The 22,434-nt window shown below is 41.0% G+C and carries 25 protein-coding genes; 12 read left to right on the top strand and 13 right to left on the bottom strand.

Annotated elements, in window-relative coordinates:
* Position 1 precedes the first annotated feature (1 nt).
* Positions 2-844, bottom strand: coding sequence for a class II aldolase (locus IGI42_RS20210; protein WP_438717836.1), 843 nt, complete (start codon positions 842-844; stop codon positions 2-4).
* Positions 845-847: 3 nt separating this feature from the next.
* Positions 848-1,588: a GntR family transcriptional regulator gene (locus IGI42_RS20205; RefSeq protein ID WP_438717835.1), complete on the bottom strand. Its 741-nt coding sequence runs from the start codon at positions 1,586-1,588 to the stop codon at positions 848-850.
* Positions 1,589-2,375: 787 nt separating this feature from the next.
* On the opposite strand from IGI42_RS20205, the gene IGI42_RS20200 reads away from it, so the two are divergent.
* Both IGI42_RS20200 and IGI42_RS20195 read left to right on the top strand, forming a co-directional pair.
* Positions 2,376-2,588, top strand: coding sequence for a hypothetical protein (locus tag IGI42_RS20200; protein ID WP_438717834.1), 213 nt, complete (start codon positions 2,376-2,378; stop codon positions 2,586-2,588).
* An 87-nt stretch (positions 2,589-2,675) separates the two neighbouring features.
* A complete protein-coding gene (locus IGI42_RS20195) occupies positions 2,676-3,431 on the top strand; it encodes a DUF2922 domain-containing protein (RefSeq protein WP_438717833.1) in 756 nt (251 codons plus the stop codon).
* A 478-nt stretch (positions 3,432-3,909) separates the two neighbouring features.
* On the opposite strand, the gene IGI42_RS20190 is transcribed toward IGI42_RS20195, so the two are convergent.
* Positions 3,910-4,998: a GDSL-type esterase/lipase family protein gene (locus IGI42_RS20190; RefSeq protein ID WP_438717832.1), complete on the bottom strand. Its 1,089-nt coding sequence runs from the start codon at positions 4,996-4,998 to the stop codon at positions 3,910-3,912.
* A 269-nt stretch (positions 4,999-5,267) separates the two neighbouring features.
* On the opposite strand from IGI42_RS20190, the gene IGI42_RS20185 reads away from it, so the two are divergent.
* The 4 genes from IGI42_RS20185 to IGI42_RS20170 all read left to right on the top strand — a co-directional run bounded on the left by IGI42_RS20185 (position 5,268) and on the right by IGI42_RS20170 (position 9,411).
* Positions 5,268-6,725 carry a PTS transporter subunit EIIC gene (locus IGI42_RS20185; RefSeq protein WP_438717831.1) on the top strand — a complete coding sequence of 486 codons (1,458 nt, stop codon included), beginning with the start codon at positions 5,268-5,270 and terminating at the stop codon, positions 6,723-6,725.
* Between the two features lie 23 nt (positions 6,726-6,748).
* Complete coding sequence (locus IGI42_RS20180) at positions 6,749-7,738, top strand: alpha/beta hydrolase family protein (protein WP_438717830.1); 990 nt, start codon at positions 6,749-6,751, stop codon at positions 7,736-7,738.
* A 71-nt stretch (positions 7,739-7,809) separates the two neighbouring features.
* Positions 7,810-8,532: a GntR family transcriptional regulator gene (locus IGI42_RS20175; RefSeq protein WP_438717829.1), complete on the top strand. Its 723-nt coding sequence runs from the start codon at positions 7,810-7,812 to the stop codon at positions 8,530-8,532.
* A gap of 21 nt (positions 8,533-8,553) precedes the next feature.
* Positions 8,554-9,411, top strand: coding sequence for a polysaccharide deacetylase family protein (locus IGI42_RS20170; RefSeq protein ID WP_438717828.1), 858 nt, complete (start codon positions 8,554-8,556; stop codon positions 9,409-9,411).
* Between the two features lie 122 nt (positions 9,412-9,533).
* On the opposite strand, the gene IGI42_RS20165 is transcribed toward IGI42_RS20170, so the two are convergent.
* The 4 genes from IGI42_RS20165 to IGI42_RS20150 all read right to left on the bottom strand — a co-directional run bounded on the left by IGI42_RS20165 (position 9,534) and on the right by IGI42_RS20150 (position 13,807).
* Entirely contained in the window at positions 9,534-10,487 is a 954-nt protein-coding gene (locus tag IGI42_RS20165; protein WP_438717827.1) for a sugar-binding transcriptional regulator, read from the bottom strand.
* Between the two features lie 580 nt (positions 10,488-11,067).
* The gene (locus tag IGI42_RS20160; RefSeq protein WP_438717826.1) at positions 11,068-11,715 is read right to left on the bottom strand and encodes an endonuclease III domain-containing protein; all 648 of its coding nucleotides are present in this window, start codon (positions 11,713-11,715) and stop codon (positions 11,068-11,070) included.
* Between the two features lie 116 nt (positions 11,716-11,831).
* On the bottom strand, positions 11,832-12,692 hold the full coding sequence (locus IGI42_RS20155) for an SDR family oxidoreductase (RefSeq protein WP_438717825.1): 861 nt from the start codon (positions 12,690-12,692) through the stop codon (positions 11,832-11,834).
* A gap of 203 nt (positions 12,693-12,895) precedes the next feature.
* The gene (locus IGI42_RS20150) at positions 12,896-13,807 is read right to left on the bottom strand and encodes a glycine betaine ABC transporter substrate-binding protein (RefSeq protein ID WP_438718330.1); all 912 of its coding nucleotides are present in this window, start codon (positions 13,805-13,807) and stop codon (positions 12,896-12,898) included.
* A 170-nt stretch (positions 13,808-13,977) separates the two neighbouring features.
* Between IGI42_RS20150 and IGI42_RS20145 the strand changes: the two genes are divergently transcribed.
* From IGI42_RS20145 to IGI42_RS20125, 5 genes are read left to right on the top strand one after another with little or no spacing between them, the layout of a single operon-like run.
* Entirely contained in the window at positions 13,978-14,280 is a 303-nt protein-coding gene (locus IGI42_RS20145; protein ID WP_438717824.1) for a hypothetical protein, read from the top strand.
* Entirely contained in the window at positions 14,277-14,912 is a 636-nt protein-coding gene (locus tag IGI42_RS20140) for an ABC transporter permease (RefSeq protein ID WP_438717823.1), read from the top strand. The genes IGI42_RS20145 and IGI42_RS20140 overlap by 4 nt, the downstream gene beginning before the upstream one ends.
* Positions 14,905-15,678, top strand: coding sequence for an ABC transporter ATP-binding protein (locus tag IGI42_RS20135; protein ID WP_438717821.1), 774 nt, complete (start codon positions 14,905-14,907; stop codon positions 15,676-15,678). The genes IGI42_RS20140 and IGI42_RS20135 overlap by 8 nt, the downstream gene beginning before the upstream one ends.
* Positions 15,675-16,310: an ABC transporter permease gene (locus tag IGI42_RS20130; RefSeq protein ID WP_438717820.1), complete on the top strand. Its 636-nt coding sequence runs from the start codon at positions 15,675-15,677 to the stop codon at positions 16,308-16,310. The genes IGI42_RS20135 and IGI42_RS20130 overlap by 4 nt, the downstream gene beginning before the upstream one ends.
* Positions 16,311-17,264, top strand: a complete 954-nt coding sequence (locus IGI42_RS20125) for a zinc-binding dehydrogenase (RefSeq protein WP_438717819.1) — start codon at positions 16,311-16,313, stop codon at positions 17,262-17,264.
* Between the two features lie 49 nt (positions 17,265-17,313).
* On the opposite strand, the gene IGI42_RS20120 is transcribed toward IGI42_RS20125, so the two are convergent.
* The 6 genes from IGI42_RS20120 to IGI42_RS20095 form a co-directional block, all read right to left on the bottom strand.
* Entirely contained in the window at positions 17,314-17,643 is a 330-nt protein-coding gene (locus IGI42_RS20120) for a winged helix-turn-helix transcriptional regulator (protein WP_438717818.1), read from the bottom strand.
* A 214-nt stretch (positions 17,644-17,857) separates the two neighbouring features.
* Positions 17,858-18,916, bottom strand: coding sequence for a tyrosine-protein phosphatase (locus tag IGI42_RS20115; RefSeq protein ID WP_438717817.1), 1,059 nt, complete (start codon positions 18,914-18,916; stop codon positions 17,858-17,860).
* Positions 18,917-18,936: 20 nt separating this feature from the next.
* The gene (locus IGI42_RS20110) at positions 18,937-19,416 is read right to left on the bottom strand and encodes a PTS system mannose/fructose/N-acetylgalactosamine-transporter subunit IIB (protein WP_438717816.1); all 480 of its coding nucleotides are present in this window, start codon (positions 19,414-19,416) and stop codon (positions 18,937-18,939) included.
* On the bottom strand, positions 19,397-19,831 hold the full coding sequence (locus IGI42_RS20105; RefSeq protein WP_438717815.1) for a PTS sugar transporter subunit IIA: 435 nt from the start codon (positions 19,829-19,831) through the stop codon (positions 19,397-19,399). The genes IGI42_RS20110 and IGI42_RS20105 overlap by 20 nt, the downstream gene beginning before the upstream one ends.
* Before the next feature lie 12 nt (positions 19,832-19,843).
* A complete protein-coding gene (locus IGI42_RS20100; protein ID WP_438717814.1) occupies positions 19,844-20,677 on the bottom strand; it encodes a PTS system mannose/fructose/sorbose family transporter subunit IID in 834 nt (277 codons plus the stop codon).
* A complete protein-coding gene (locus IGI42_RS20095; RefSeq protein ID WP_438717813.1) occupies positions 20,677-21,441 on the bottom strand; it encodes a PTS mannose/fructose/sorbose/N-acetylgalactosamine transporter subunit IIC in 765 nt (254 codons plus the stop codon). Before IGI42_RS20095 ends, IGI42_RS20100 begins: the two co-directional genes overlap by 1 nt.
* 186 nt (positions 21,442-21,627) lie before the next feature.
* On the opposite strand from IGI42_RS20095, the gene IGI42_RS20090 reads away from it, so the two are divergent.
* A complete protein-coding gene (locus IGI42_RS20090) occupies positions 21,628-22,383 on the top strand; it encodes a MurR/RpiR family transcriptional regulator (RefSeq protein WP_438717812.1) in 756 nt (251 codons plus the stop codon).
* Positions 22,384-22,434 lie beyond the last annotated feature (51 nt).

The following is a 22,434-nucleotide window of genomic DNA, read 5'->3' as shown; positions in this document are numbered from 1 at the left end:
CTTAAACCCCCACTGCGTTCATACTCAAAATTTTGGCATGAACCGTTTCAAAAACGGCATCTTCGGCTTGTTGCAGCACCTTAATCAAGTTTGCTTCATTTCTATTCTCTTCATAAGCTTCACCAACACTTTTGATATAACTTTGTCGCAAATCACTGGCAATATTAATTTTCGCTACATTAAATTCCACCATGCGCTGAATGTGTTCGTCAGGAATTCCTGAGCCGCCATGGATCACTAGTGGCACCGGAGAAATGGCACTGATTTCTTTTAATAGATCAAAATCAATGTGAGGCTCATCTTCTAGGCCGTGAACATTTCCTACTGAAATTGCCAACATATCGCAGCCCGTCCGTTCCACAAATTCTTTTACCTGAGCGGGATCTGTCTTACAATCTGCTTCACTGACATGATCGTCTTCTTTTCCTAAGATAGCACCTAACTCAGCTTCCACCGGAATCCCATACCCTTTGGCGAAATCCACGGCTTTTTTAGTGAATGCAATGTTTTCCTCAAAATCAAAGGCCGCACCATCAATCATGACTGATGTGAATCCAGCACGAATCGATTTTTTCACGTCTTCGAACTTTTTCCCATGGTCCAAATGCAATGCTACAGGTGTATCCATGCCTTCCGCATAACGTGAAACCATATCTACAATATAATCGTAGCCAGCTAAGCTGATGTTGGTAGGTGCCACTTGGATAAATGTCGGAATCCCGCTTTCTTCTACAGCTTTCAAAATTCCCACTGTAGTTTCCAGATTGGTAGTATTGAATGCACCAGCGATTACTTTTCTCTCTTTGATAATGTCTAATAATGTATAACCATTGACTAACGGCATGCTTTACAGTTCCTCCCTTTGAAGTACCGTTCCAAGGTAGTACTTGTTCGCTTTCAGCCATACATTCCCGAACTCGATAGGTATTCCTCCTTCTAAATAGACTAGTTGTTCCAGATGCAGCACCGGCGAATCCGGGGCAACTTCTAATTCCTTGCCACGTTTTTCTCCCACTACTCTGGCCGCATATCTACTTTCAGAGTAGGCGATTTTTTTTCCGCTGACTTCCTCCATCACGGTAAACAAGCTTTCCTTGTTATAGTCATGTTCCTCAACGCCTGGACACAATTGACTATTGATCCGGTTTTCAATCAGCATGACCTTCTCGCCTTCAACAAAACGAATTCGTTTCATGTACAAATACTCATCACCAACAGCTAGATTTAACCTTGAAGCGATTTCTTTTGTTGCTTTACGAAATTCAGAAGTGATGACCTTCGTTTCATAGGCTAATTTTTGTCCTTCCAATGATTCTGCAAATGAGAGCAAGCCTTTTCCTAAAGAGTATGAAATATTGTCTTCAGTCACATAGGTCCCTTTGCCCTGGATCTGATACAGAAGGCCTTCTTCAACTAGCAGATTGACCGCCTTTTTGACTGTGCCTCTACTTACTTCCAAAGATTTCATGATTTGATTTTCTGATGGAATCTGGTCCCCCTTTCCCCACTCTTCTGCGTAGATGTTGTTTCGTAAGTAATCTGCTACTTGAAGATAAACCGGCTTTGAAACATCTCTATTAATGATCATTTGATCACCTCCGTCTTTCATTTACGTACTGGCCTAGGGTTCGCCTACAAAATGTACAAGCGTGACCAAGAGTGTACAAGTCTAATCCAGCATGTACAACCGAGTACAAGTTAATTGTAATCGGTATCATCGACAATGTAAAGTCTTTTTTCGTATTTGTCTAAAAGCTTCGAATCTGATTTTCATCATAGGAAGCATTATAACTTTGGATCATTCCTTGATGCAGTGCGAGTATTTTTTTATTTGGATAACAAGTGTGGCTGTGACATAAAACGTCACAGCCACTGGGAACCGCATAATCTTTGTAATTAAATCAGTTTTTTCGTAAATTAGTCGAATAATCGCAAAAAATATTCACACTAGTTTGAGATGACTGATGTTTCTTTTTGTATCTAATTATTATTGTAGAATGATTAGTATTGCAGACCGGCCCCTAAACAAGAAAATATTTTTGTGGATTTTCTCTATAATGCAACTGGAATACTAGTTAGAAACCTAAATGATCTGTTATTTTATCCTCCATTTCTTTTTAAGTCGTTTATACCTCAATGATTAAAACCCTATCATACCAATCTTAAACGTCCTTTTTGATCCAAAATCGAAAATTTCCAAATACCCCCCTATAATTTCCTTAAGTACATTTTACTGTGCGATCAAATCAACATTTCACAAATTGCACTGGAAAAAATGTAGGGTGTTTTGGAAAAAATCGCATTTTGTTCTTTTATTCTTTTGGGTTATCTTTTAGTCACCGGCCGGAACAAAAAAACTTTAGGAGGAAACTCATATGATTCAACAATTAGGAACTAAATTACAAGTACGAATTGCTCAAGAAGATGACACTGCCAAAAAGGTAAATTTCAGTAACATCGTAACTAATCCCACCGAAGCCGAAATCGTTTCACTAGGCAACGTGTTAACTGAACTTTCGATAGAGGGAAGCATCCTTGACGATATTATTGTAACTAACCAAACACGAGTGACTAAAACACTAGATTAATTTTGAAATCATTAAGTAAAAATCTCAGGAACTCGCCCAAAAATCTTGGCAAGTTCCTGAGAAAAACAAAAAAAGGAGAGAAATAGAATGTTAAAACTAAAAGCTGTATTTGAAGATGCCACTGGCAAGACCCACCGCTGGTCCTTTAATGAACCAGATCCTACTAAATCACCTGAAAAAATTAAAGAGGCACTGGAAACAATGACGACTTTGAACCTGTTTGAAAAAAACGGCGTCCGTCAATTCCAAAAAGTGGTCTCTGCCAAGTTTGTCGAAACGATTGAAACACCGATTTTTGATGTAAGAGAGCAAGCCGAAATCTATGTCGCAGATCCTGATAATGCCTTTGCGCCGTTGATCGTAGCGGATGAGGAAGCACAAGTTTCTGAGCCAGCCAAAAAAGAAAGCGGAGTAGAAACAGTAACACCTGCAATGGAAGAAAAAGCTCAAGCAAAACCTGTAGATGTTGAGCAAAATGCTGCTTTGGAAACAATCGAAGCAGTTAATACACCAAAATCTATAATGGAAAAAGTTGGTATTCACAGCCAATCAAAAGCGGCTTTGAATGCAGCGCTTGCTCAACCAACAGTGGATGATACTTCAAAAACAGTAGTAACATCTGACGCTGTAGCTGATGCTGCCCAACAATCGAATGAAATTGACAGTACCGAGTCAGATGAAAAAATCGAAGCTGACCCAGCCAATACTGAATTTGTAAAACCTATCCCACGCAACTTGTCGCCTGTCCAAGCTCGTAAGGAAAAAATAGACCGCCTACGAGCCTACCACGAGGCCAACAAGAAGAAACAGAAGAAGAAAAAAGGGAAAAAGAAAAAACGCTAACTCCCTGCCCTAACTTCTTGTGCCGGAAAGGTGGTGATGCTTGACCTTGCAGTGTTTATGGCGCTGGCTGAACTCTAATTAAAGGAGGAATGTCCATGTTCATCCTAGGAAAGGAACACTTGCCATGACTGTGTATCAAGCGTTGGCTCTAGCAATTGCTTTTGCCAGCTTGATGATCACCATCGACCGGAATCATAAGAAGTAACGGCTGCGCAAACTCGCTCAGCTTTGGAGCATTAAGGCAAGACTAGTTTGAGGAGCCGAAAATCAAATAAACCAAACTTACTCACACGGCCATCGTCCTAAACGGTGCTGTCTGGAAGGTGCGTGCGCGCCGCACCTTTGTTATGAGTAAGGATGGGTTATATTTGGTATTCCATTTTCACACGAACCTGCGACCTTTTGAAATTTACATATTTAAAGGAAAAATCTGCTTAACTCCTGCTATCGGATCCAGAACTTACCATGTACATTTCAATCACACAACCAGCCGAGAAACTTTTTGATAAACATAATCCCCAATTTGCTGCCCGCCAGACGCTGAAAAATGCAAATGATCGCCGCAATCAAACGTCTCATTTAACTTATAGGTACAACTTGGATCTGCGACAAAGCTGGCAATATCAATCGTATTTGGTTGTTGCAACAGCCAATGATTCACCGCTTCACGAATGGCTTCTTTTTCAGGATTCCACGCAGGCTTTTCCTGGTTGCTTGAATTGGCAAAGGGTGGCAAAGTCATAGCGATATAGGGAATATTACAAGCTGCCGCTTTTTCATACAAAGAACGATAGCCTGCGATCATTTGTTCCGGAGAGGGCAGCTCAGCTATGGGACTACCGGTTCCTGGGTGAAACAAATCATTTATCCCAATCAGACCGAGAACTATGTCCGGTTGGTACTTGAGGACATCTTTTTGGAAACGATCAATCCCGGCTTCACCAAAACTATCCTTCCATTGAGAGGCAGCGGTCCCTGGCAGCAGCAATCGATTGCCGGATATTCCGGCATTAAATCCGGTGACCATCCCCTCTGATTGACGAAAATTATTCAATACTCGATCGCTGAAATAGGCTTGATTGGTTAATGAATCGCCAAAGAAGCCGATTGTTTTGGTGCTTCCTTTGGTTTCAATTGCTACGGAGGTTAATCCGTAGATAAACGTATTTTCTGATTGACAATTTGTCGTAACAATTTCTTTGGAATACAGATTTGCTGATGAAGCGAGTCTATTTCGTTGATTGCCCACTTCAATCTCAAAAAAAAGATCACTGCCTGTAGGTATTTCGATACTCACCTCGTCTGTCCACAAATATCCATGCGGCGGAATAACGAATTCCTTTTCTCCTGATCGCGTTAAATCAACAGGATTTCTAAGATCTTCATTTAAGCTGATTCTCACCTTTTTCACCTGCAAAGGAACCGAATCGTATTCATTGGATAATTCTACAGCAAGTTTTTTGCCGCCTGTGTTCTGTTTTATTCCAATCACTTCTGTTTTCCCATTTGGTTGGAAAGAGAGATTGTGATAGTTAGAAAAAACTTGATGCCATGCAATTGTTTTCATCTACTCACCTCAACATTTATTATTATCAGAAAGGCTGCGCAAACTCCTGCAGCTTTGTCGCATCGGATCATTAAGCGGATTTAGTCTGTTTGAACCGATCGACCATTTACTTCATCTACTGGATAATGCTTAATCTAGTGGATCTTTTTTGTTACTAAGGACTCATCTTTTTAATTCTAAAAAACAATTGACAGGATGAAGGCACCTGTGGTAAATTTGTCTAAACACATTATAGTACGTGTTTAAACAAATTACAAGAGGTGAGCCGGATGAAAAAGGATTTAACGAAGGATGCTGTGGAGATTATCCGCTATGTCGGTGGCAAAGAGAATATTAATGGATTGACTCATTGCGTGACTAGGCTGCGATTTATTCTAGAAAATGAAAGCCTTATCAATGAAGTAGAATTGAAAAAGGTTGGTTTAGTAAAAGGTGTGATTCGCTCCAATGGTCAATATCAAGTCATTATCGGACCAGGAACGGTGGATAAGGTATTTGCTGAAGTTGAAGCAATGCTTGGTAAAAAAGAAGTGAGTGCAGAACCTAATACCGGTGAGGGAAAAACCAATGTTCTACAACGAGGTCTTAAAAACTTTTCTGACATTTTCATTCCTATTCTGCCGGCAATTATCGGCGCTGGGATGCTGTTAGGGATTGGAAATATCATGACGGCTTCGGGGATTTTTGGTCCTGATTCTTTAGTGGTCAGCTATCCGGCGATTCAGGGTCTGGCTGAGATGATTTTAATGATTGCCAATACCGCCTTTACCTATATTCCTGTCTTGGTGGCTTGGTCAGCAACGAAGCGTTTTGGCGGCAGTCCGATATTGGGTATTTTACTGGGATTGGTCTTAATTAATGCTGACCTATTATCGGGTTCCCAGATGTCTGGAGTTATTTCTGGCAGTATTGAGCCAGAATATTGGTCAATCTTTGGACTGGATATCATGAAAATCGGTTACCAAAATTCGGTATTGCCACCGTTAGTCGCCTCTTATGTCTTAGTCTTGCTGGAAAAGACGTTTCGGAAATTCGTTCCTGGTGCTTTGCAAATGATTGTTATCCCGCCTGTTTCTATTTTAATTAGTGCCTTTCTTACCTTTTTAGTTATTGGACCGACGATGAACCAATTATCAACCTGGATTACCGATAGCATCCTGTACTTATTTGATTTCAGTCCTATTTTTGCCGGATTATTATTTGGTTTGTTGTGGCAGCCACTGGTGGTTACTGGCATGCACCATGCCTTTATTGCCATCAATATTCAATTAATCGCAGCGACGCAACAAAGCTATATGTTGTCCATTATCACGATTGTTTGTGTTGCCGAAGCGGGCGCTGACTTTGCGATGGCACTGCTGGCAAAAAATAAAGCGGATCGGGGAATTGCATTGTCTGCTGGAACCTCATCCTTACTGGGAGTGACTGAACCTTCCATGTTTGGTATTACAATTCCAGCAAAATTCCCATTTATTTTCTCCATCATCAGTTCTGGGATAGCCGGTGTCTTGATTATGTTGTCTAAGATTTACGCAGTTTCATTAGGCCCAAGTGGACCCTTGTCCTTTACCATTATTCCGATTCAATTTTGGACACGTCACTACATGATTATGTTTCTTGCGTTTGTTCTTTCTTTTGGATCGACGTATGCCTACGGGAAATTTGTCAAACAAAAAAAGACGGTACCAACGACCGAGACCAGCAGTTCTATTTCAGTTGAAAATTAAAAATCAGGGGTTGGAAGTATTCTATGAAAAAAAACAGATTCAATCGTTTACTCATGTCCATGGCGGTATTAGCCACGCTTTCAGGTTGTTCAATTGCTCATCCAAAAACAGATGAAACAAGCGACACTTCAACAACCAACGCACAAAAAGCTACAGCCACGAAACTTATCGACACGACAATCGACTCGAAAAGAGGAAGTCGTCTGCCGGCAACCATCGTGACGCCAGAGAAAATGACGGCGCAAAGTTATCCGCTGGTTCTATTCTCCCACGGCTTTAATGGTGCTAGAAAAGGGTTCCCGGGAGAAGATGAGGAAGTCTGGGTCTTTGAAACCATTGCGACCCGGTTGGCAGAACAAGGAATTTTGTCAGTTATGGTGGATTTTCCGGGCTGCAACGACAGCCAAGAACCTTCCTCTGAATATACCATCAAAAATATGGAAAACGATATGGATACTGCTCTGGCTTATATGTTTGAGAATTACCCCATCGATAAGGAAAATGTTGGATTGATGGGACATAGTATGGGTGGCAGACTGACCGCTTTGCATTTATCAGACACGGTGAAAGCAGCAGCACTGTGGACGCCGGCTGCCAATCCGGGGCTTAGCGGTTTGTACGATTTCATGGGTGGTGAGACGAGTGTCGAAGAATTATACAAGCAGGCGAAAGAACAAGGCAGCGTGGATTTTGATCTGTTTGGCGAACCCTATACAAACCTGAGTCTTGCCTTCTTTGAAGAAAATGATGCCGTTAACCCGCTGCAGGCTATTAGCGATTACCGCGGAAATCTGTTTTTGGCGGTTGCCTTAGCAGATCCCTTGATCCCTAAAACAACCACCGATAACGTGGTGGCAGCGGCGGTGAATGCCCAAGAATTGGAAGTAATCACTGTAGAAAAAGCTTCTCATATTTTTACCAACGTGGAAGACGAAACAGACTATCGCCAACAAAACTACGTCATTGATGAAACCACCGATTTTTTGATTCGCAATCTGAGCCTTGCTAACTAGAAATAAAGTTGTTAATTTAAGTGGATTGGATTACAATTTTACTTAGCACTTATGTCTGAGAGGTAAAAATGATGGCGGAAGCGAAATTCCATTCAATCTACAAGGAACTAGTCAAACGAATAAAAGAAAAAGAATACACCACGATGCTGCCAACGGAAAGCCGGTTGACCGAGGAATTTAAAACTAGCAGAAATACCGTACGTCGGGCAATTAGCATGCTTAACGACAACGGATTTACTTACAGTATCAAAGGCAGAGGCGTCGTTATTTTAGAATCCTTTGAAGAAGATCGCTGGTCCTTTGATGCCAAGAAATTTGATGGGATCGAGACGATTAAAGGCGACAATGCGGTTTCGACTCGTACACTTGTTACGGACTTCCAAAAGGTTATTTTGACCGAAGAGGAAAGTCAAAGAATGCCCTTTTCAGCCGGCGAGTTTTTGTATAAGGTTGAGCGGGTCCGGATACTGAATGATAAAAAGATGATTTTAGACCTTAGTTATTTCAAGGCAGATCAAGTCCCTGCCCTAAGCCAAGAAATTGTGGAAGAATCGGTTTATGACTATTTCAAAAAAAATCAGATGAAGATCGTTGCCGCTAAAAGAAGATTTTTAGTCGTCGGGGCGACACAAAATGACGCTGAAAAACTAGAATTAGGCACTTATAATTGTGTGGGTGTATTGGAAAATCTCGTTTTCAATGATCTAGGTCGCTTATTTGAATATACGGAAAGCCGCTTTGTTCCGGGTTCCTTTGATCTTAGTTACTTTGTTCAAAATGATGGCGATCAATAAATAATAAAAGGATTGATGAACGTGCATTCGATTAGACTGACCTTCCCTAATGGCTGTCGCAAAGCAGTTACTTTAAGTTATGATGATGGAAAAGAATCGGATAGAAAAATGATTCAGCTAATGAACACGTATGGTCTTAAAGGGACCTTCAATCTCTCCGCTGAAAAATTCTCGCAAAAAGGTTCGTTCTTAGATTACATTGAGGCAAAAGAAGTAGCTGCGCTTTACAACGGTCATGAAGTGGCTTGCCATACCTACAATCATGCCACCACCACATTACTGCCAAAACAAGAGTTGATCTCAGAAATTCTCGCCAATCGCACCGTGTTAGAAAATCTGGTTCATTATCCTGTCCGCGGATTTGCTTATCCGATGGGTGTTTTCAGTGAGGAGGTCAAAAATACGTTGGCGGTTTGCGGGCTGGACTATGCCCGAACCACTCGAACCACCAACCGCTTTGATTTACCCAATGATCTGTTTGAATGGTCCGCAACCTGCCACCACAACGAGGACTTAATGGAACGGACGAATGCCTTCATCCTGCGTGATCGCCCGACGGTATTAAGTCTTTTTTACCTGTGGGGACATAGCTATGAGTTTGAAGAGCAAAATAACTGGGCACTGTTTGAAGCCTTTTGTAAAAAAATTTCTGGTCAAAAGGATATCTGGTTTGCTACCAACATTGAAATTGTTGACTATTTAGAGGCATTTAGAAGACTTTATTTTGCTGCCGACAATAGCTTTGTGGTCAATCCTTCGAATGTCGCTGTTTCACTACTGGTGAACGAGAACTCCCTTATTTCGGTGGATGCGAATGAAACTGTTTTTTTGAATGGAGTTGTTTGCTCAACTGAAGGATTGGAAGAAACGCCAATCTGATCGGCAAATCGACACACTTACTTTTAGTCAAATCCATTAGACCTCTACAAAAAAACGCTCCGACAAAGCGACCAACTAATAGCATTTCACCGCTACTAGTCAGTCAATTTATCGGAGCATTTTCATTTTTCTTTAGCGATCCGCAGTATCTCTAAAGCGGTCTCTTGATCGGTAATTAGCGTATTGATATATCGTTTCTTCAATAATGCTAAGATTGACTTGGCTTTTATTTTTCCTCTAGCAATACCAATACAACTAGGAACTTTCGCCAATTCTTCTAGCGGCATGCCAATTCTTCGGTTGTATAAATCACCCTTGGAAATTTTGCCTTCGCGATCAAAGAAGCAGCAGCAACAATCGCCAATTGCTTCTCGCAAAGCCAAGTCCTCGATATCTTCTTCTGTCAGTAAATCTCTCCACTGACTTTTTTTGTAGCTTAAGGGGCCTCCAACCCCTACAATGGCGATGTCTAATTTTCCCCAGTAATCTCTTAGTTCAGTGAAATAATTTGAATTCAAAATACCTTGGGCTAAAGCTTTCGATTCCTGAATAACGGAGGCATTGACAAAGATGCTGTCGCCGTTAAATTTCCTAGCCATTTCATAGACCAACGTATTTACATGATACCTAGAGTTTATATGGCTCGGTCCTCCAACGATGGGGACAAACATCGCGTTTTCGACAGACTTTTTCTCAATCTTACTGACGGCATTTCCAATACTTGCACCCCAAGATAGCCCCACCACACTATGATCCGTTACTTGCTTACGAATCAGTTCTGCGGCAGCTTTCGATAGTTTTGCTTCTTTTTCACTAACAGAATCTGTGTCATCGGTGGGAACAATTTCTATTTTTGCCAAGTTGAACTTCTTTTTCAGTTTAGTTTCTAGCGCATACAGCTCGGAATCAAACTCATGGATTTTAATTTCAACAATGCCTTCTTCTTTCGCCTGATTCAGCATTCTGCTAATGGACGTTCGATAGATATCAAGCTCCTTGGCAATTTCAGATTGCTTCATTCCCTCAACGTAGTACATGTAAGCAATTTTTGCTAATAGTTTATTTTTTTCAGTCATCTTTATTCCTCACCTGTCTTAAGATAAACCTTCTACTAAAGTCACTCTAATTGTATCATTTCAAGTGGGTTGAGTAATAGCAAGTTGGCGAATTTCTGGTTTTGGTTGAATGTAGCTTATAGATGGCTATCACTATATTTTTTCTTCGAGTAAATCGCTCTCTTTTTCGTATCTTAAGTTAGAGCCAAATTTTGATAGAGAACCTGTTGCCGTGGTATGTAGGAATTGCACTGAATATGCTAATAGTAATTGACGTCATTGCAGAGGTTACTAACTTAACGGTTGAACAAGTGAAAGACCTGAAAAAAATTGACTTAACTGCCACAAGATTTTATTCACTACTGTTTTTACTACTTGGGAGAAAAAGAAGGAACCGCATAATGCTGGTATTTCTATCCTGCGTGGTTTGAGCACGCTTAAAGAAACTAAGGTGATCGTTACAATCGTAAGAATACGCCGGTCTGACCAAAGAGCAACTAACAAAGCACCAAACTAATCTAAACTGGCAATCAAAAAGGAACCTCCAATAAATTCTCACTTGCCTGTCAACAGGTCTGAAAATTTATCGATGGTCCTTTTTTTAAAAATTCGCAGGTTCTAGCAACCACTCTTCCGCCAACTGCTTATTGGCACGGTAAGCCTTACCATGGACATCAATCGCTGCGTGCCATTCCCGACATAGCTCATAAGGAACTTTTTGAGCTAAAGGGGCAAACTCTTTTTGCATACTAGCATAATTTTTATAAGGGCCATAACCCAGTCGTTCAAATAGGCGAATGGCGTATTGGTCGGCGATAAACATCGGCCGCTTAAAGATATACAGAAGCATGACATCTGCGGTTTCCGGTCCTATTCCGGGGATTTCCAGCAGTTCCTTTCGTAGCTGATCAGTGGGCCACTGTAGAAAAATGGCAAGCTCTCCTCCACGATCGGCAAACCATCGGACCAACGCTTTAATAGCACGACTTTTTCCCTGATAAAAGCCGGCAGGTCGAATCAACTGCTGCAACTCCTCCAACTCCAGCTGTTGGATCGCCGTTAGTGTCAGGTAAGGCTGCAAATTAGCCAAGGCTTGTTTGGCATTTTTTTCGGTAGTCTGCTGGATTAAGATCATAGACAGCCAATCAGCTAAGGGATTCTCCTCCTGCCACCATTTTTGAAAGCCATAATAGGCAACTAAACGATTTAGTATTTGGATTTTTTGCTGGTCTGTTTTCAGCTTTTTCACCTTCATTTCTGTTCTAAACCGCTAAACCTATCTATATCTCAACTGGTCGTTTTTTACCTTGTTAAAATGAGTAAATGATCTTTCATACAAACTTACTCTTTTTTACAGTGCTTGTACTAAGCAGAATAATTCTCTTGCAAAAATGTCTTGATATCCGTCGGCGCATGTCCCGTAATTGTTTCAAAATCAGCGGAAACCTCACTTAACATTCCTAATGCGCCGCCATGATACATCGATGCCAATTCCTTTCCATCGCCATCCCCTTTATAAATTTCAGCGAATTCTTCTAGTGTAACCGGATGGTAACCAATCGGTTCGCCGGTGACTTCACTCATAATAGCACCTAGCTCTTCCATCGAATAGCTTTGTTCTTGACTCAACAAATACGTTTGGCCACTTTTTCTTAAAGCAGGTTGAACCGCTAGTTTCGCAATCGCTTCGGCACTGTCCTCTAGCGAAATGAAAGCCAACTTCTCTTTGCCAATTGGATAAATAATATTTTGGCGCTGGATTAATTCTGGTAAGTACGGAACTAATGGATCAGCATACAGAGCATTTTTCACAACAGCATAATCAAGGTCTAAACCGGCTAACCGGCGTGGTGCGTAGCCATAATAAGGAGACATAACAAAGGGATTCTTTTCTTGATCCGCAAAAAAACTGACGAAAATAAGCGCCTTGACGCGGGCTTTTTCCATGGCTTTCAACGTGTTTTCCAACTCTGTCACTCGGTCTAAAACATCATAGGTTTTGCTGGGAATGTAGATGAGCAAATCGATATTTTTTAGGGCCTTGGTCATACTGTCAACATCCGTGTAGTCGCCAGCTCTGACTGCAATATTTTCCTGCTTCAGGTGCCGAGCCTTAGCGGGGGTACGGACGATGGTGGTTATTTCTTGCTTGTCGACTAAAGCTGCTAAGTGCTTTACTACGCGACTTCCTAGATTTCCTGTGGCTCCTGTAATGGCATAATTCATGATTGTTCCACCTTTCTCTTTGAAACGATTTATTAACTAGATGAGGCTGTGTATAAGAAGTGCTCAGCTCCGAGAAATAAGCCGAAAATAGCTGCTCATACTTTTACGATTATTTGGCTTATTTCTCAAAAGAGCTGCTTCAGTTACACCGATTATATACTTTTAAGTGGCTATGACGTTTATGTCACACCCTTTTTATCTTCTTATTTGATTGATTGGTAATAATCCTGCGCAACTTTTTCATAATCTTCACCTTCTAGATCTACTTTAGCATTCAACTCGATCAAGGTGTCAGTGTCTAAGTTTTTATCGATAGCATTAATGATTTCAGCAATTTCTGGATTTGCTTCTAGTGCAGCTTGACGAACAACCGGTACTAGATTATAGGGTGGCCAAAATTGTTTGTCGTCTTCTAGCACAGTGAATTCTTCCTTGTCAAAAAGCTGACCTTCAGTAGTATAAGCTGGTGTCGCATCGGCTTCATCATTTTTCAGTACTTGATATTTCAAGCTGTTGTCATAGACCGTGGAAGATTCGAAATTGAATTCCCCGTAAGATTCGGCTAGTCCTTTCAGACCATCTGCTCGTTCGTCAAACTCGCCTTGGGAAGCAAAACGAATCTTTTCGGCATTGGCTTGGAGGTCACTGATAGTAGAGATGCCATATTCTTGGGCCACGCTAGTTTTAATGGCAATACCTTGTCCGTCATTTCCCGGTGCGTAATCCAAAACAGTTAATACACCGTCTTCTTCATATGCTTTTTTGACGGTTTCGTAGACTTTATCGGGGTTCGTTTCTAATGGTAATTCAAAAATACTCAATAAAGCAGTTCCAGTATATTCAGGATAAATATCTACCTCACCATTTTCAATCGATTGGGGGATGACTGAGCTGGCAATATTCTGAACTCGCTCGACGGTGTAGCCGTTGTCTTCTAAAGCATTGGCATAAATTTCACTAACCACCAAGCTCTCAGTAAAGTCTTTGGAGCCAACCTTGATACTCTTTGCCGCTTCCTCACTGTTGCCAGTAGTATTTCCTGAACCTCCACAGGCTGCTAGAGTAACTAGGGCCAATGCGGCAAACCCACTTACGATAAATTTTTTCATTTTTATTTTCTCCTCTCGGTTCTATATTCCATACTAACCAGCAAAAATTCATTTGGGAAGTAGGCACTTTTTTATTAGTCACTTACCTTTTTGTAACTATCTGACAAAAAAGTGCCTACTAGTTTTTTGAAAGTCGCTTCGCTATGATTGAATGGAAGATGAAAGAGGTTGTTCAAATGGAGCCGATTGAAGTATTCTTGCAGTTTTCAGAATCTGTGTTAAAGATAACCATTTTGAAAACCTTCTATTATAAAGGAGTCGTTTCTTTGCAGGACTTTCGGCAGATCTATTCCTGTGCACCTTGCAAATCCACCGAATATTTGTGGGAGTTATGTAATGAAGGCTTGATTCAAAAGCGTGCATCGGTCTTTTCAACTGAGTATCAGCTAACAAATTTAGGAAAAAAATATGTGGCAGTTTTAGAAGAGTTAGAGCTGTGGCTCGAAAAAAAGGCGCTTTATGGAGGAATTTATCAATGATTCAAGACATCGTTACTTATTTTCAAACCAGTATGAATCAATATATGGGCTATCTGCTGACTCATTTACTGATTAGCTTTAAAGCCTTGTTCTGGGCAACCCTCATTGGTCTGCCCTTAGGCTACCTTAGCTTTCGGGTGAATAGTTTGGCGGAGCTATTCCAAACTGGCTCACAGCTGCTGCGGATTATTCCTAGTTTGGCAGTATTGTTTCTCTTGATTCCCTTAGTGGGTGTGGGAGAATTCCCAGCCTTGATTGCCTTGACCTGTTTAGCGATTCCAGCGGTGTTAATCAATACTGCCCTAGGCTTCCACGAAGTTCCGGTAATTACTAAGGAAGTCGCTCGGGGAATCGGCATGGATCAAAAGCAGCTGTTTCGGCGAATTGAAGTGCCTCTGGCCATGCCCTATATTTTGAACGGGGTAAAGCTGGCGCTCGTTGAAATTCTTGCCAGTGCTACCTTAGCAACCTATATCGGTGCGGGTGGTTTAGGTACATTGATTTTTACCGGGCTAGGCTTGTATCGCATGGATTTATTGGTAATTGGCGGCGCAACGGTGACATTGTTGTCTCTCTTTAGTATCGCTCTCTTTGATTTCCTCATTAGAAAGGTGCAAAACAATCATGTCTAACCCAGCAATTTCGTTTAAAAATGTCAAAAAAAGTTTTAATGGTGCCACCAATCAGGCGATTAATAATTTAAGCTTCGATATTCCTGAAGGTGAGTTCGTTACCATACTGGGCACTTCCGGCTCAGGAAAAACCACTACCTTAAAAATGGTCAATCGCTTGATTGAACCAGATGCCGGGAAAATCTTGCTTTACAATCAATCGGTGGAAGCCTTTGATGTCAATCAGTTACGCCGCAAAATCGGTTATGTGGTCCAGCAAATTGGTCTGTTTCCCCACTACACCATTGAACAAAATATCGGGGCAGTTCCAGAATTGTTGGGCTGGGGGAAAACCAAGATCACTGAGCGAGTGCAGGAATTGATGGCACTCGTTCAATTGCCTTATGAAGAATATGGGGCACGATTTCCTCGTCAGCTTTCTGGTGGGCAGCAGCAACGAGTCGGTGTAGCACGGGCTTTGGCAGCCAATCCGGATATTATGTTACTGGATGAGCCTTTCGGCGCCGTGGATGCCATTACCCGAAAAGAACTGCAAGCACAAATAAAAAACCTTCATCAGCGTCTGGAAAAAAAGACTTTCCTCTTTGTCACTCATGACATCAACGAAGCCTTTTCTCTAGGAACCAAGGTGATGATTATGCAGCAAGGACATCTGGATCAATTTGACACGCCTGAAAAAATTATTCAACAGCCGAAGACCGCTTTTGTAAAACAGTTGCTGGATACGGTTTATGCAGAGGAAGAAATGTGGAGGAAGTATCGATGATTGCTTACTGGAAAGATTATCACGAACGTCTTATCACGGCGTTGCTCCAGCATTTGCAGCTAGTTTCCATTTCGCTGGCAATTGCTTTAGTACTGGCGATTCTGATCATTGCTGTTTTCAGCAGTCGATCCAATTGGTTGACTAGCTTGATCTATTTCTTTTCGGCATTGTATGCGATTCCCAGCTATGCCTTTTTTGCGTTGTTAATTCCTTTAACGGGTCTGGGCACGAGCACTGCTGTGATTGTGTTAAGCTTGTACAGCGAGTATATTCTGCTGCGGACCTTTACCACCGGCATTCAGCAAATCGATCCGATGGTGGTGGAAGCTGCTCGAGGAATGGGGATGACCGCACAACAGGTTTTCCGCAAAATCCAATTGCCCCTAGCAGCGAAATCGATTTTCAGCGGGATTCGTCAGGCATTGACAGCGATCATTGGGATTGCGACGATTGCAGCGACGATTAATGCCGGTGGTTTGGGAACAGTCTTGTTTGATGGACTGCGTACACAAAGTATTGTAAAACTGGTTTGGGGAACACTGCTTACGGTCTTATTATGTATTGCCAGCAGTTTACTTTTTAAACTACTTGAAAAAGTTGTACTTAAAAAAATCGGTTTGGAGGAAAATTAGATGAACGCACTCGTGGTCTATGAAGCCGGTGGCCCGGAAAAATTAGTCTACACCGAAGTTCCTACACCAAAGGTTATACCCGGCTGGTCGCTCATACAGGTGAAGGGCTTTGGGGTCAATCATTCCGAAATTTTTACCCGACAAGGACTATCGCCTACTGTCTCCTTCCCACGAATTTTAGGCATTGAAGCAGTAGGCGTTGTTGTAGAAACTTCGGATGAAAGTCAGCTTTCGCTGGGACAAAAAGTCGTCTCCATCATGGGGGAAATGGGTCGGGATTTTGACGGTGGTTATGCTGAATACGTACTGCTGCCAAATGAACAGATATACCCCGTAACTACCGATTTGTCTTGGGAGAAATTAGCGGCGGTACCAGAAACCTATTATACCGCCTTCGGTTCTTTACTTCGTTTGAGAATTGAGCCTTTCGATAAAGTTTTGGTGCGCGGAGGAACCAGTGGTGTTGGCGTTGCCTTTTTGAAATTGCTGCGAGGGAAGTATCCCTTGATAGAAGTTGATGGGACCAGCCGTAGTTTAGAGAAAGTTGCTCCTCTGCTGGCTGCTGGTTTTTCGAATGTCGTGATCGACCGTGATGGACAGCTGCAGACTAACAAGAAATACGATAAAATTTTGGAACTAGTGGGTCCTGCAACAATTAAGAACAGCTTTACTCATAGTTTACCTGGCGGAATTGTTTGCAGCACTGGACAATTAGGAGGGCAATGGTATTTGGAAGAATTTGATCCAATTATTGATTCCAACGGTGGTTATTTGACGGGTTTTTATTCCAATGACGTTAGCAGTGCCAAGATGAATCAACTACTGGATTATATCGCGGCATTCCAAATTGACGTAACACCTGAGAAAGTCTTTTCTTTGGAGGATACACCCAAAGCACATACCTATTTAGAAAGCAGCCGCAGCTTCGGGAAAGTTGTTGTTGTAATTGACTAAAAAATCTTGCTAAAATCTTTCGTCTATCAAAGATTTCAGCAAGATTTTTTTACATCATGTTTTCTTTAATGTAAGCAGTTCCCCACTCACTCATTGAATCGATAATTGGTCGTAGCGATTCTCCGATTTCACTTAACGAATACTCCACCCGCGGCGGTACTTCCGGATAAGCTTTGCGGATCACAATACCATCCTTTTCCATTTTTCGTAAATTTTCAGTTAAGACCTTTTGACTAATACCTTCAACTGATTTATGGATGGCATTAAAGCGTTGGGTCCCTTTCAACAACTCCCGCATAATCAATATTTTCCACTTGTTGCCGATTAAATCAACGGTCGTTGCCACCGGGCAAAAAGGTAGTTCTTCTTTGGTCAGCATTTGCTCCACTCCCTAGGTTTCAAAAAGTATGTAACTAAGTTTATGATAGCAACTTTTAGGATGGAATTCAACGGTAGGCACAATTTGTTGGTGGTTCAGGAACTTTTTTAACCGGCAAAGATGAACATTAGCTAGTGACTTGTGGCTGTGACATTAACCGTCACAGCCACTGAAAACGGCATAATTGCTGTCAATGAAAGACAGAACCTTCCTTTTACTCCAAGCAAAACGCCCGCAAGCGGTTTATCTCACTTCTAGAAATACCTAATTCCTTTACTACATAATCTTCAATACTAGGATACTTCTTAGCTATTTCAGAAAATGACGCCGCTAAGTAACTTTCTTTCAGTTCAAAGAAGGAGAAAAGATATTCGATCACCTTGGGATTATGATACGTTTCCTTATATTTATTTTTCAGGTAGGTATTTCGTTGTTTGCGGTATTTTTTCGTCAGCATATAATCATACATAATGACTTCTTGATCCACACCTAGAATTCCTAAGAGTAAAGCTACACCAAAGCCGGTCCGATCTTTCCCCCCACGACAATGCTGATCTACAGGCAAATTATTGGTATTCAAAATGACCTCCAAAGCCTTTTTGAAGGCTGTTTTGGCGTTTTCATCTAGAACAAAGTTTCGTTGTTGTTCCATCATTTGCAGATCCCCCGCATTTTCCTGTTGCTTAGTGGCAATAACTGCTTTATCGTACATTAATTTTTCTGTCTCTTTGGAATGTTCACGACTTTGCATTGCGCCTGATAATTCTGCGGTCATTGCTTTGGGGTTGCATTGGACCACCAGTGAAGCCTGAATGTCTTTATTTGGTCGTTCCAAAATTTCGGCATCTGTCCGATAGTCTATGATGGAGCGAATCCCTAAATTGATCACATACTGACGGCTTTCATCATTCAAATTCCAAAAATAGTCTGATCGATAAAGCAGTCCCCATTTGATCTTTTTTCCGTCCTTTGTCGGGTATCCTCCCAAATCACGGAAATTTAACATATCTTTCACGGGAAGTCGGCGATGACCGATTACTTCGATTTCATCTGTAGCCACATTGATCAATTGAAAGAAGGGTCGGCGATCGCCTGCGCCTATGGGTACTACCATCTCTGGCTTGTCAAAAAGCCCCAGATAGTTTTCAGTTACTATTTTTTTGGTCGGTTCAAATGACCAAAAGACTTGGTACGTTTTTGTCAAATGATTCTCAAACAGCTCGTTTTTTATCAATTGGTGTTGTTTGTTATCTTCAGTTACAGCCTCTAACAAGAAAACCGCTCCTTTACCATCTATTTAATTTTTTCCAATACACTCATAAGTGGTTCCGGGGTGTCATAAGCCGCCATTTGATAATCCACTGTCGTACCTAGTGCCAGCACTTCCTCTAAAGCGACCATTTCTTTTTCAGTAAAGCACAGATCGTAACGGTATTCTTTGCGTCCGGCTTTCCCTCTCATCCCACCAAAATTTAAATAATCGATGTTTACACCGTTTTTTACCAATTTTAAGGCTGTTTCCGTGTTCCCAATGATTAAAATGGTTCGTCGTTTGATTGGTTTATTCTTATAAATATCAATAAATTTATCTGTCGAAAAAACGTGTACCTTTATTGCTGGAGCTGCCACCTGTAAAACTTTTCGTTGCACCTCATTGTTTGCAGCATCATCATCTACCACAATTGCTTGTTCTGCCTTTACATGGCTTAACCATGAAGAGGCTACTTGACCATGAATCAAACGATCATCCAATCTAGTCCAAACTATCGCCATCTGCTTCGCCTCCTTGCATTACTTGATTGACATTGGTTAATGTCGTCGGAAAAATAGTTTCGATATGCTTTACCAACTCGCCCATTTCCATTGAACGATTGGTGAACAATTCCAGTAAAACAGGCAAATTCATACCAGAAAAAATCTGAACGTCCTCTTTTTCTAAAAAAGTCGCTGCGACATTCGAAGGGGTTCCTCCATAAATATCGGTAAAAATAATGGTTCCAGCGTTTCTCTCCAGCTTCTCAAATAACTCTGTCATTTTTTGCAGGGCTGTATTTAAACTATCATTTCTTTCAAGGCAAAAGGTTTCAACATCTGCTTGCTCTCCTAAGATCATACTGACACTTTCAAGAATTCCTTTTGCAAACGTTCCATGACTTGCCAGTAAAATGGACCTATTCTTTTCACTCATTCATACTCCTCCTCAAGCTAAAATATTAAACATAGCCAACATGGTTCCAATAACCAAAATTGTAAAAATGACCACTACCATGTATTTTCGATCAATTTTCTTAAATAAGAAGAACAAGCCGGTAGTGAATACTAATGGCAATATTTTTGGCATTAGACTATCTAGTAATTCTTGTAGGACAATTTTTGTATCCTGCACCTTGATCACTGTACCAATATCTAATTTGACACTGGAAGCGATTAGCGAACCAATAACTGTTAGCCCCAGTACCCCAGCTGCCTTGATTAACCGTTCGATGATTTGATTGGCGTTATCACCGGATAACCAGGTCATTCCCAAACTATAGCTTTTGTGAATACCGAGATATTTGATGGTTTCATTAATTCCTACATAAAGGACAAACATGATAATCGGTCCGAGAAAATTCCCTTGTAAAGCTAAGGCAGCACCGATACTTCCAGAAATTGCTTGGACAGTAATTTTGAAAAGACTGTCCCCGATACCAGCCATAGGTCCCATCATGCCGGTTTTGATCGCTGCCACAGCTTCAGTTTTTCCTTCTTCTGGTGCCGTTTCTTCTAATGCTCCCACCAAACCCAAAATCATACCAGTGGCTGTAACTTGAGATAAGAATAAAGTTAAATGACGATCTCGGGCATTCTTTTTCAATTCAATATCGGCATCACCGTACAGTCTTTCGAGAATTGGAACCATACAATTGAAGAATCCAATTCCTTGCTGCATATCGTAATTTAGGACTACTTGAATGGCATGAATTCGAAGAAACACTCGATTTAGATCTCTTTTTGTCAGTTTAGGTGTTGCCGTGCTCATTTCATTTTCCATTACAGGTCGTCCTCCTCAGCAACAACCACAGTAGTCGCTGCATTCGTTGTTGAAGCCAAATCATAGATAAAACCAAAAATAATGCCGATAATTGTGACTGCCATGATTGGCAGTTCTAAATAAGCAGTCAAAACAAATCCTAAAAGGATAAATAGCCAAATACCTTTTTTTATCAGTAATTGCATTAAGATCGCCAGTCCCACAGCCGGCAACAATTGCGAAGCAACGGATAAACCATTCATCACATTTTCTGGAACAGAGTCTAAAAGGGTATTAATAATGCCATCGCCAAAATAAAGAATTAAAAACGTCGGAATTGCTCGGTAAAAAAATTGAATGACCATTGCTAGAGCGATCAATTTATTGATCCCTTTAAAGTTGCCATCTTTGGTTAACTTTCTAGCTAACGGGGTATAGAACTGTCGAAATGCCATATAAAAGGGAAAGATCTGCTGAACTAATAAAGCGACAGGTACTGCAAAAGCTACACCTGTGGCCGCACCTTTTCCTGTTGTTATCCCAAAAACCACCCCCACAGCGGTTCCGATAATCATGTCTGGCGTTTGATAGCCAGCCATATTCCCTAGTCCCATCCACATGAGCTCCAAGGTTCCTGAAATTATCAATCCTTGAGTGACATCACCTAATATAATGCCAATCAGTGGACCGATTAATAAGGGTCTCCTAAGCCATTGGGTTGCTTGATCATCAATCGAGCAAATACCTACCCAAATGGTAATTAATAAAATCTGAATAATATCCATTTATTTCATCCTTTCATTTCATTTATAAAGAAAGCGCATTCTTCAGAAAAGAGTGTATCACTTTTTGAAATTTAATTCAACACATTTTGAATAATTTTGACTATCCATTCATTTTCATTTGTATAAAGCCTACAATAATGCTATTTTATAGAGGGATACTTAAAATGGAATAGGAGGAAAAACAAGATGATGAACCCGATTGAAAAGATGGAGATAAACCGTAGCAAATTCACAAAAACGGATAACAAGATTTATGATTTCATCAAAACTGATATTCATGATTTTTTAAGAGCATCAACCACGGTTCTCTCAGAAAAATACGGACTTTCGCAAGCATCGATCACACGCTTTGCTAAAAAGAATGGATACTCCGGGTTTAATGATCTGCGCTTTGCTCTGTACAACTATAATAAGAAAGACTTGGTTCAACATTCGTCGGACAGACCTAGCTTGCTGGGTCTGTATGCTAAATTAATCGAGACGATGGAGTCGGTGATTGATCTTGAACAAGTCGATTCAATGGCTGAAACAATCGCAAACGCTAAAACAGTTACTTTGACTGGGATCACTAAAAGCTTTCTCCCTGCCAAAATGCTGCAGCAAATATTAATGAAGCTGTCGATTCCCGCCATTTCGATTAGTTATGATGAAGCGTTTTTAGTCCGGAATTATTTAACCGAATCAGATACCGTGATTTTATTTTCGGCGGCTTCACAAATTATTGACCATGACTTTATCACAGAGATAAAACAAGAGACCGCCGCAACAGTCATCGTCATTACGATGACTGAAAAAAAATCCATTCGAGAACTCGTGGATTACTATGTTTGGCTACCGTCTGCTCAAAATCAGTCGTATCCAACTTATATTGAAAATGAGATCATCTTTATGGTTTTCGCTGATTTTCTATCCTCTTTTATTGCCCAGAAAATCAAAAAATAGTCGGTTATGCCCAAAAGCAAAGAAAAATACCGAGCCAACAGGATTTAGTCT

The sequence above is a fragment of the Enterococcus sp. AZ109 genome (assembly GCF_051714625.1).
In the GTDB taxonomy this organism is placed as follows: domain Bacteria; phylum Bacillota; class Bacilli; order Lactobacillales; family Enterococcaceae; genus Enterococcus_A.
Note: the sequence above shows the minus strand (reverse complement) of the source record. Positions and strands in the feature narration are given on the sequence as shown.

Bases quoted from the DNA above. Each gene is read 5' to 3' on its own strand.
- IGI42_RS20120 (WP_438717818.1), bottom strand. From the start codon at position 17,643: ATGCTGACCAAAGAAGAACTACCTTTTTGCCCGGTGGCAACGACCGTT.
- IGI42_RS20195 (WP_438717833.1), top strand. From the start codon at position 2,676: ATGTTAAAACTAAAAGCTGTATTTGAAGATGCCACTGGCAAGACCCAC.
- IGI42_RS20145 (WP_438717824.1), top strand. From the start codon at position 13,978: ATGGAGCCGATTGAAGTATTCTTGCAGTTTTCAGAATCTGTGTTAAAG.
- IGI42_RS20125 (WP_438717819.1), top strand. From the start codon at position 16,311: ATGAACGCACTCGTGGTCTATGAAGCCGGTGGCCCGGAAAAATTAGTC.
- IGI42_RS20140 (WP_438717823.1), top strand. From the start codon at position 14,277: ATGATTCAAGACATCGTTACTTATTTTCAAACCAGTATGAATCAATAT.
- IGI42_RS20130 (WP_438717820.1), top strand. From the start codon at position 15,675: ATGATTGCTTACTGGAAAGATTATCACGAACGTCTTATCACGGCGTTG.
- IGI42_RS20200 (WP_438717834.1), top strand. From the start codon at position 2,376: ATGATTCAACAATTAGGAACTAAATTACAAGTACGAATTGCTCAAGAA.
- IGI42_RS20205 (WP_438717835.1), bottom strand. From the start codon at position 1,588: ATGATCATTAATAGAGATGTTTCAAAGCCGGTTTATCTTCAAGTAGCA.
- IGI42_RS20105 (WP_438717815.1), bottom strand. From the start codon at position 19,831: ATGAGTGAAAAGAATAGGTCCATTTTACTGGCAAGTCATGGAACGTTT.
- IGI42_RS20210 (WP_438717836.1), bottom strand. From the start codon at position 844: ATGCCGTTAGTCAATGGTTATACATTATTAGACATTATCAAAGAGAGA.
- IGI42_RS20095 (WP_438717813.1), bottom strand. From the start codon at position 21,441: ATGGATATTATTCAGATTTTATTAATTACCATTTGGGTAGGTATTTGC.
- IGI42_RS20155 (WP_438717825.1), bottom strand. From the start codon at position 12,692: ATGAATTATGCCATTACAGGAGCCACAGGAAATCTAGGAAGTCGCGTA.
- IGI42_RS20090 (WP_438717812.1), top strand. From the start codon at position 21,628: ATGATGAACCCGATTGAAAAGATGGAGATAAACCGTAGCAAATTCACA.
- IGI42_RS20190 (WP_438717832.1), bottom strand. From the start codon at position 4,998: ATGAAAACAATTGCATGGCATCAAGTTTTTTCTAACTATCACAATCTC.
- IGI42_RS20180 (WP_438717830.1), top strand. From the start codon at position 6,749: ATGAAAAAAAACAGATTCAATCGTTTACTCATGTCCATGGCGGTATTA.
- IGI42_RS20100 (WP_438717814.1), bottom strand. From the start codon at position 20,677: ATGGAAAATGAAATGAGCACGGCAACACCTAAACTGACAAAAAGAGAT.
- IGI42_RS20110 (WP_438717816.1), bottom strand. From the start codon at position 19,416: ATGGCGATAGTTTGGACTAGATTGGATGATCGTTTGATTCATGGTCAA.
- IGI42_RS20175 (WP_438717829.1), top strand. From the start codon at position 7,810: ATGGCGGAAGCGAAATTCCATTCAATCTACAAGGAACTAGTCAAACGA.
- IGI42_RS20165 (WP_438717827.1), bottom strand. From the start codon at position 10,487: ATGACTGAAAAAAATAAACTATTAGCAAAAATTGCTTACATGTACTAC.
- IGI42_RS20185 (WP_438717831.1), top strand. From the start codon at position 5,268: ATGAAAAAGGATTTAACGAAGGATGCTGTGGAGATTATCCGCTATGTC.
- IGI42_RS20135 (WP_438717821.1), top strand. From the start codon at position 14,905: ATGTCTAACCCAGCAATTTCGTTTAAAAATGTCAAAAAAAGTTTTAAT.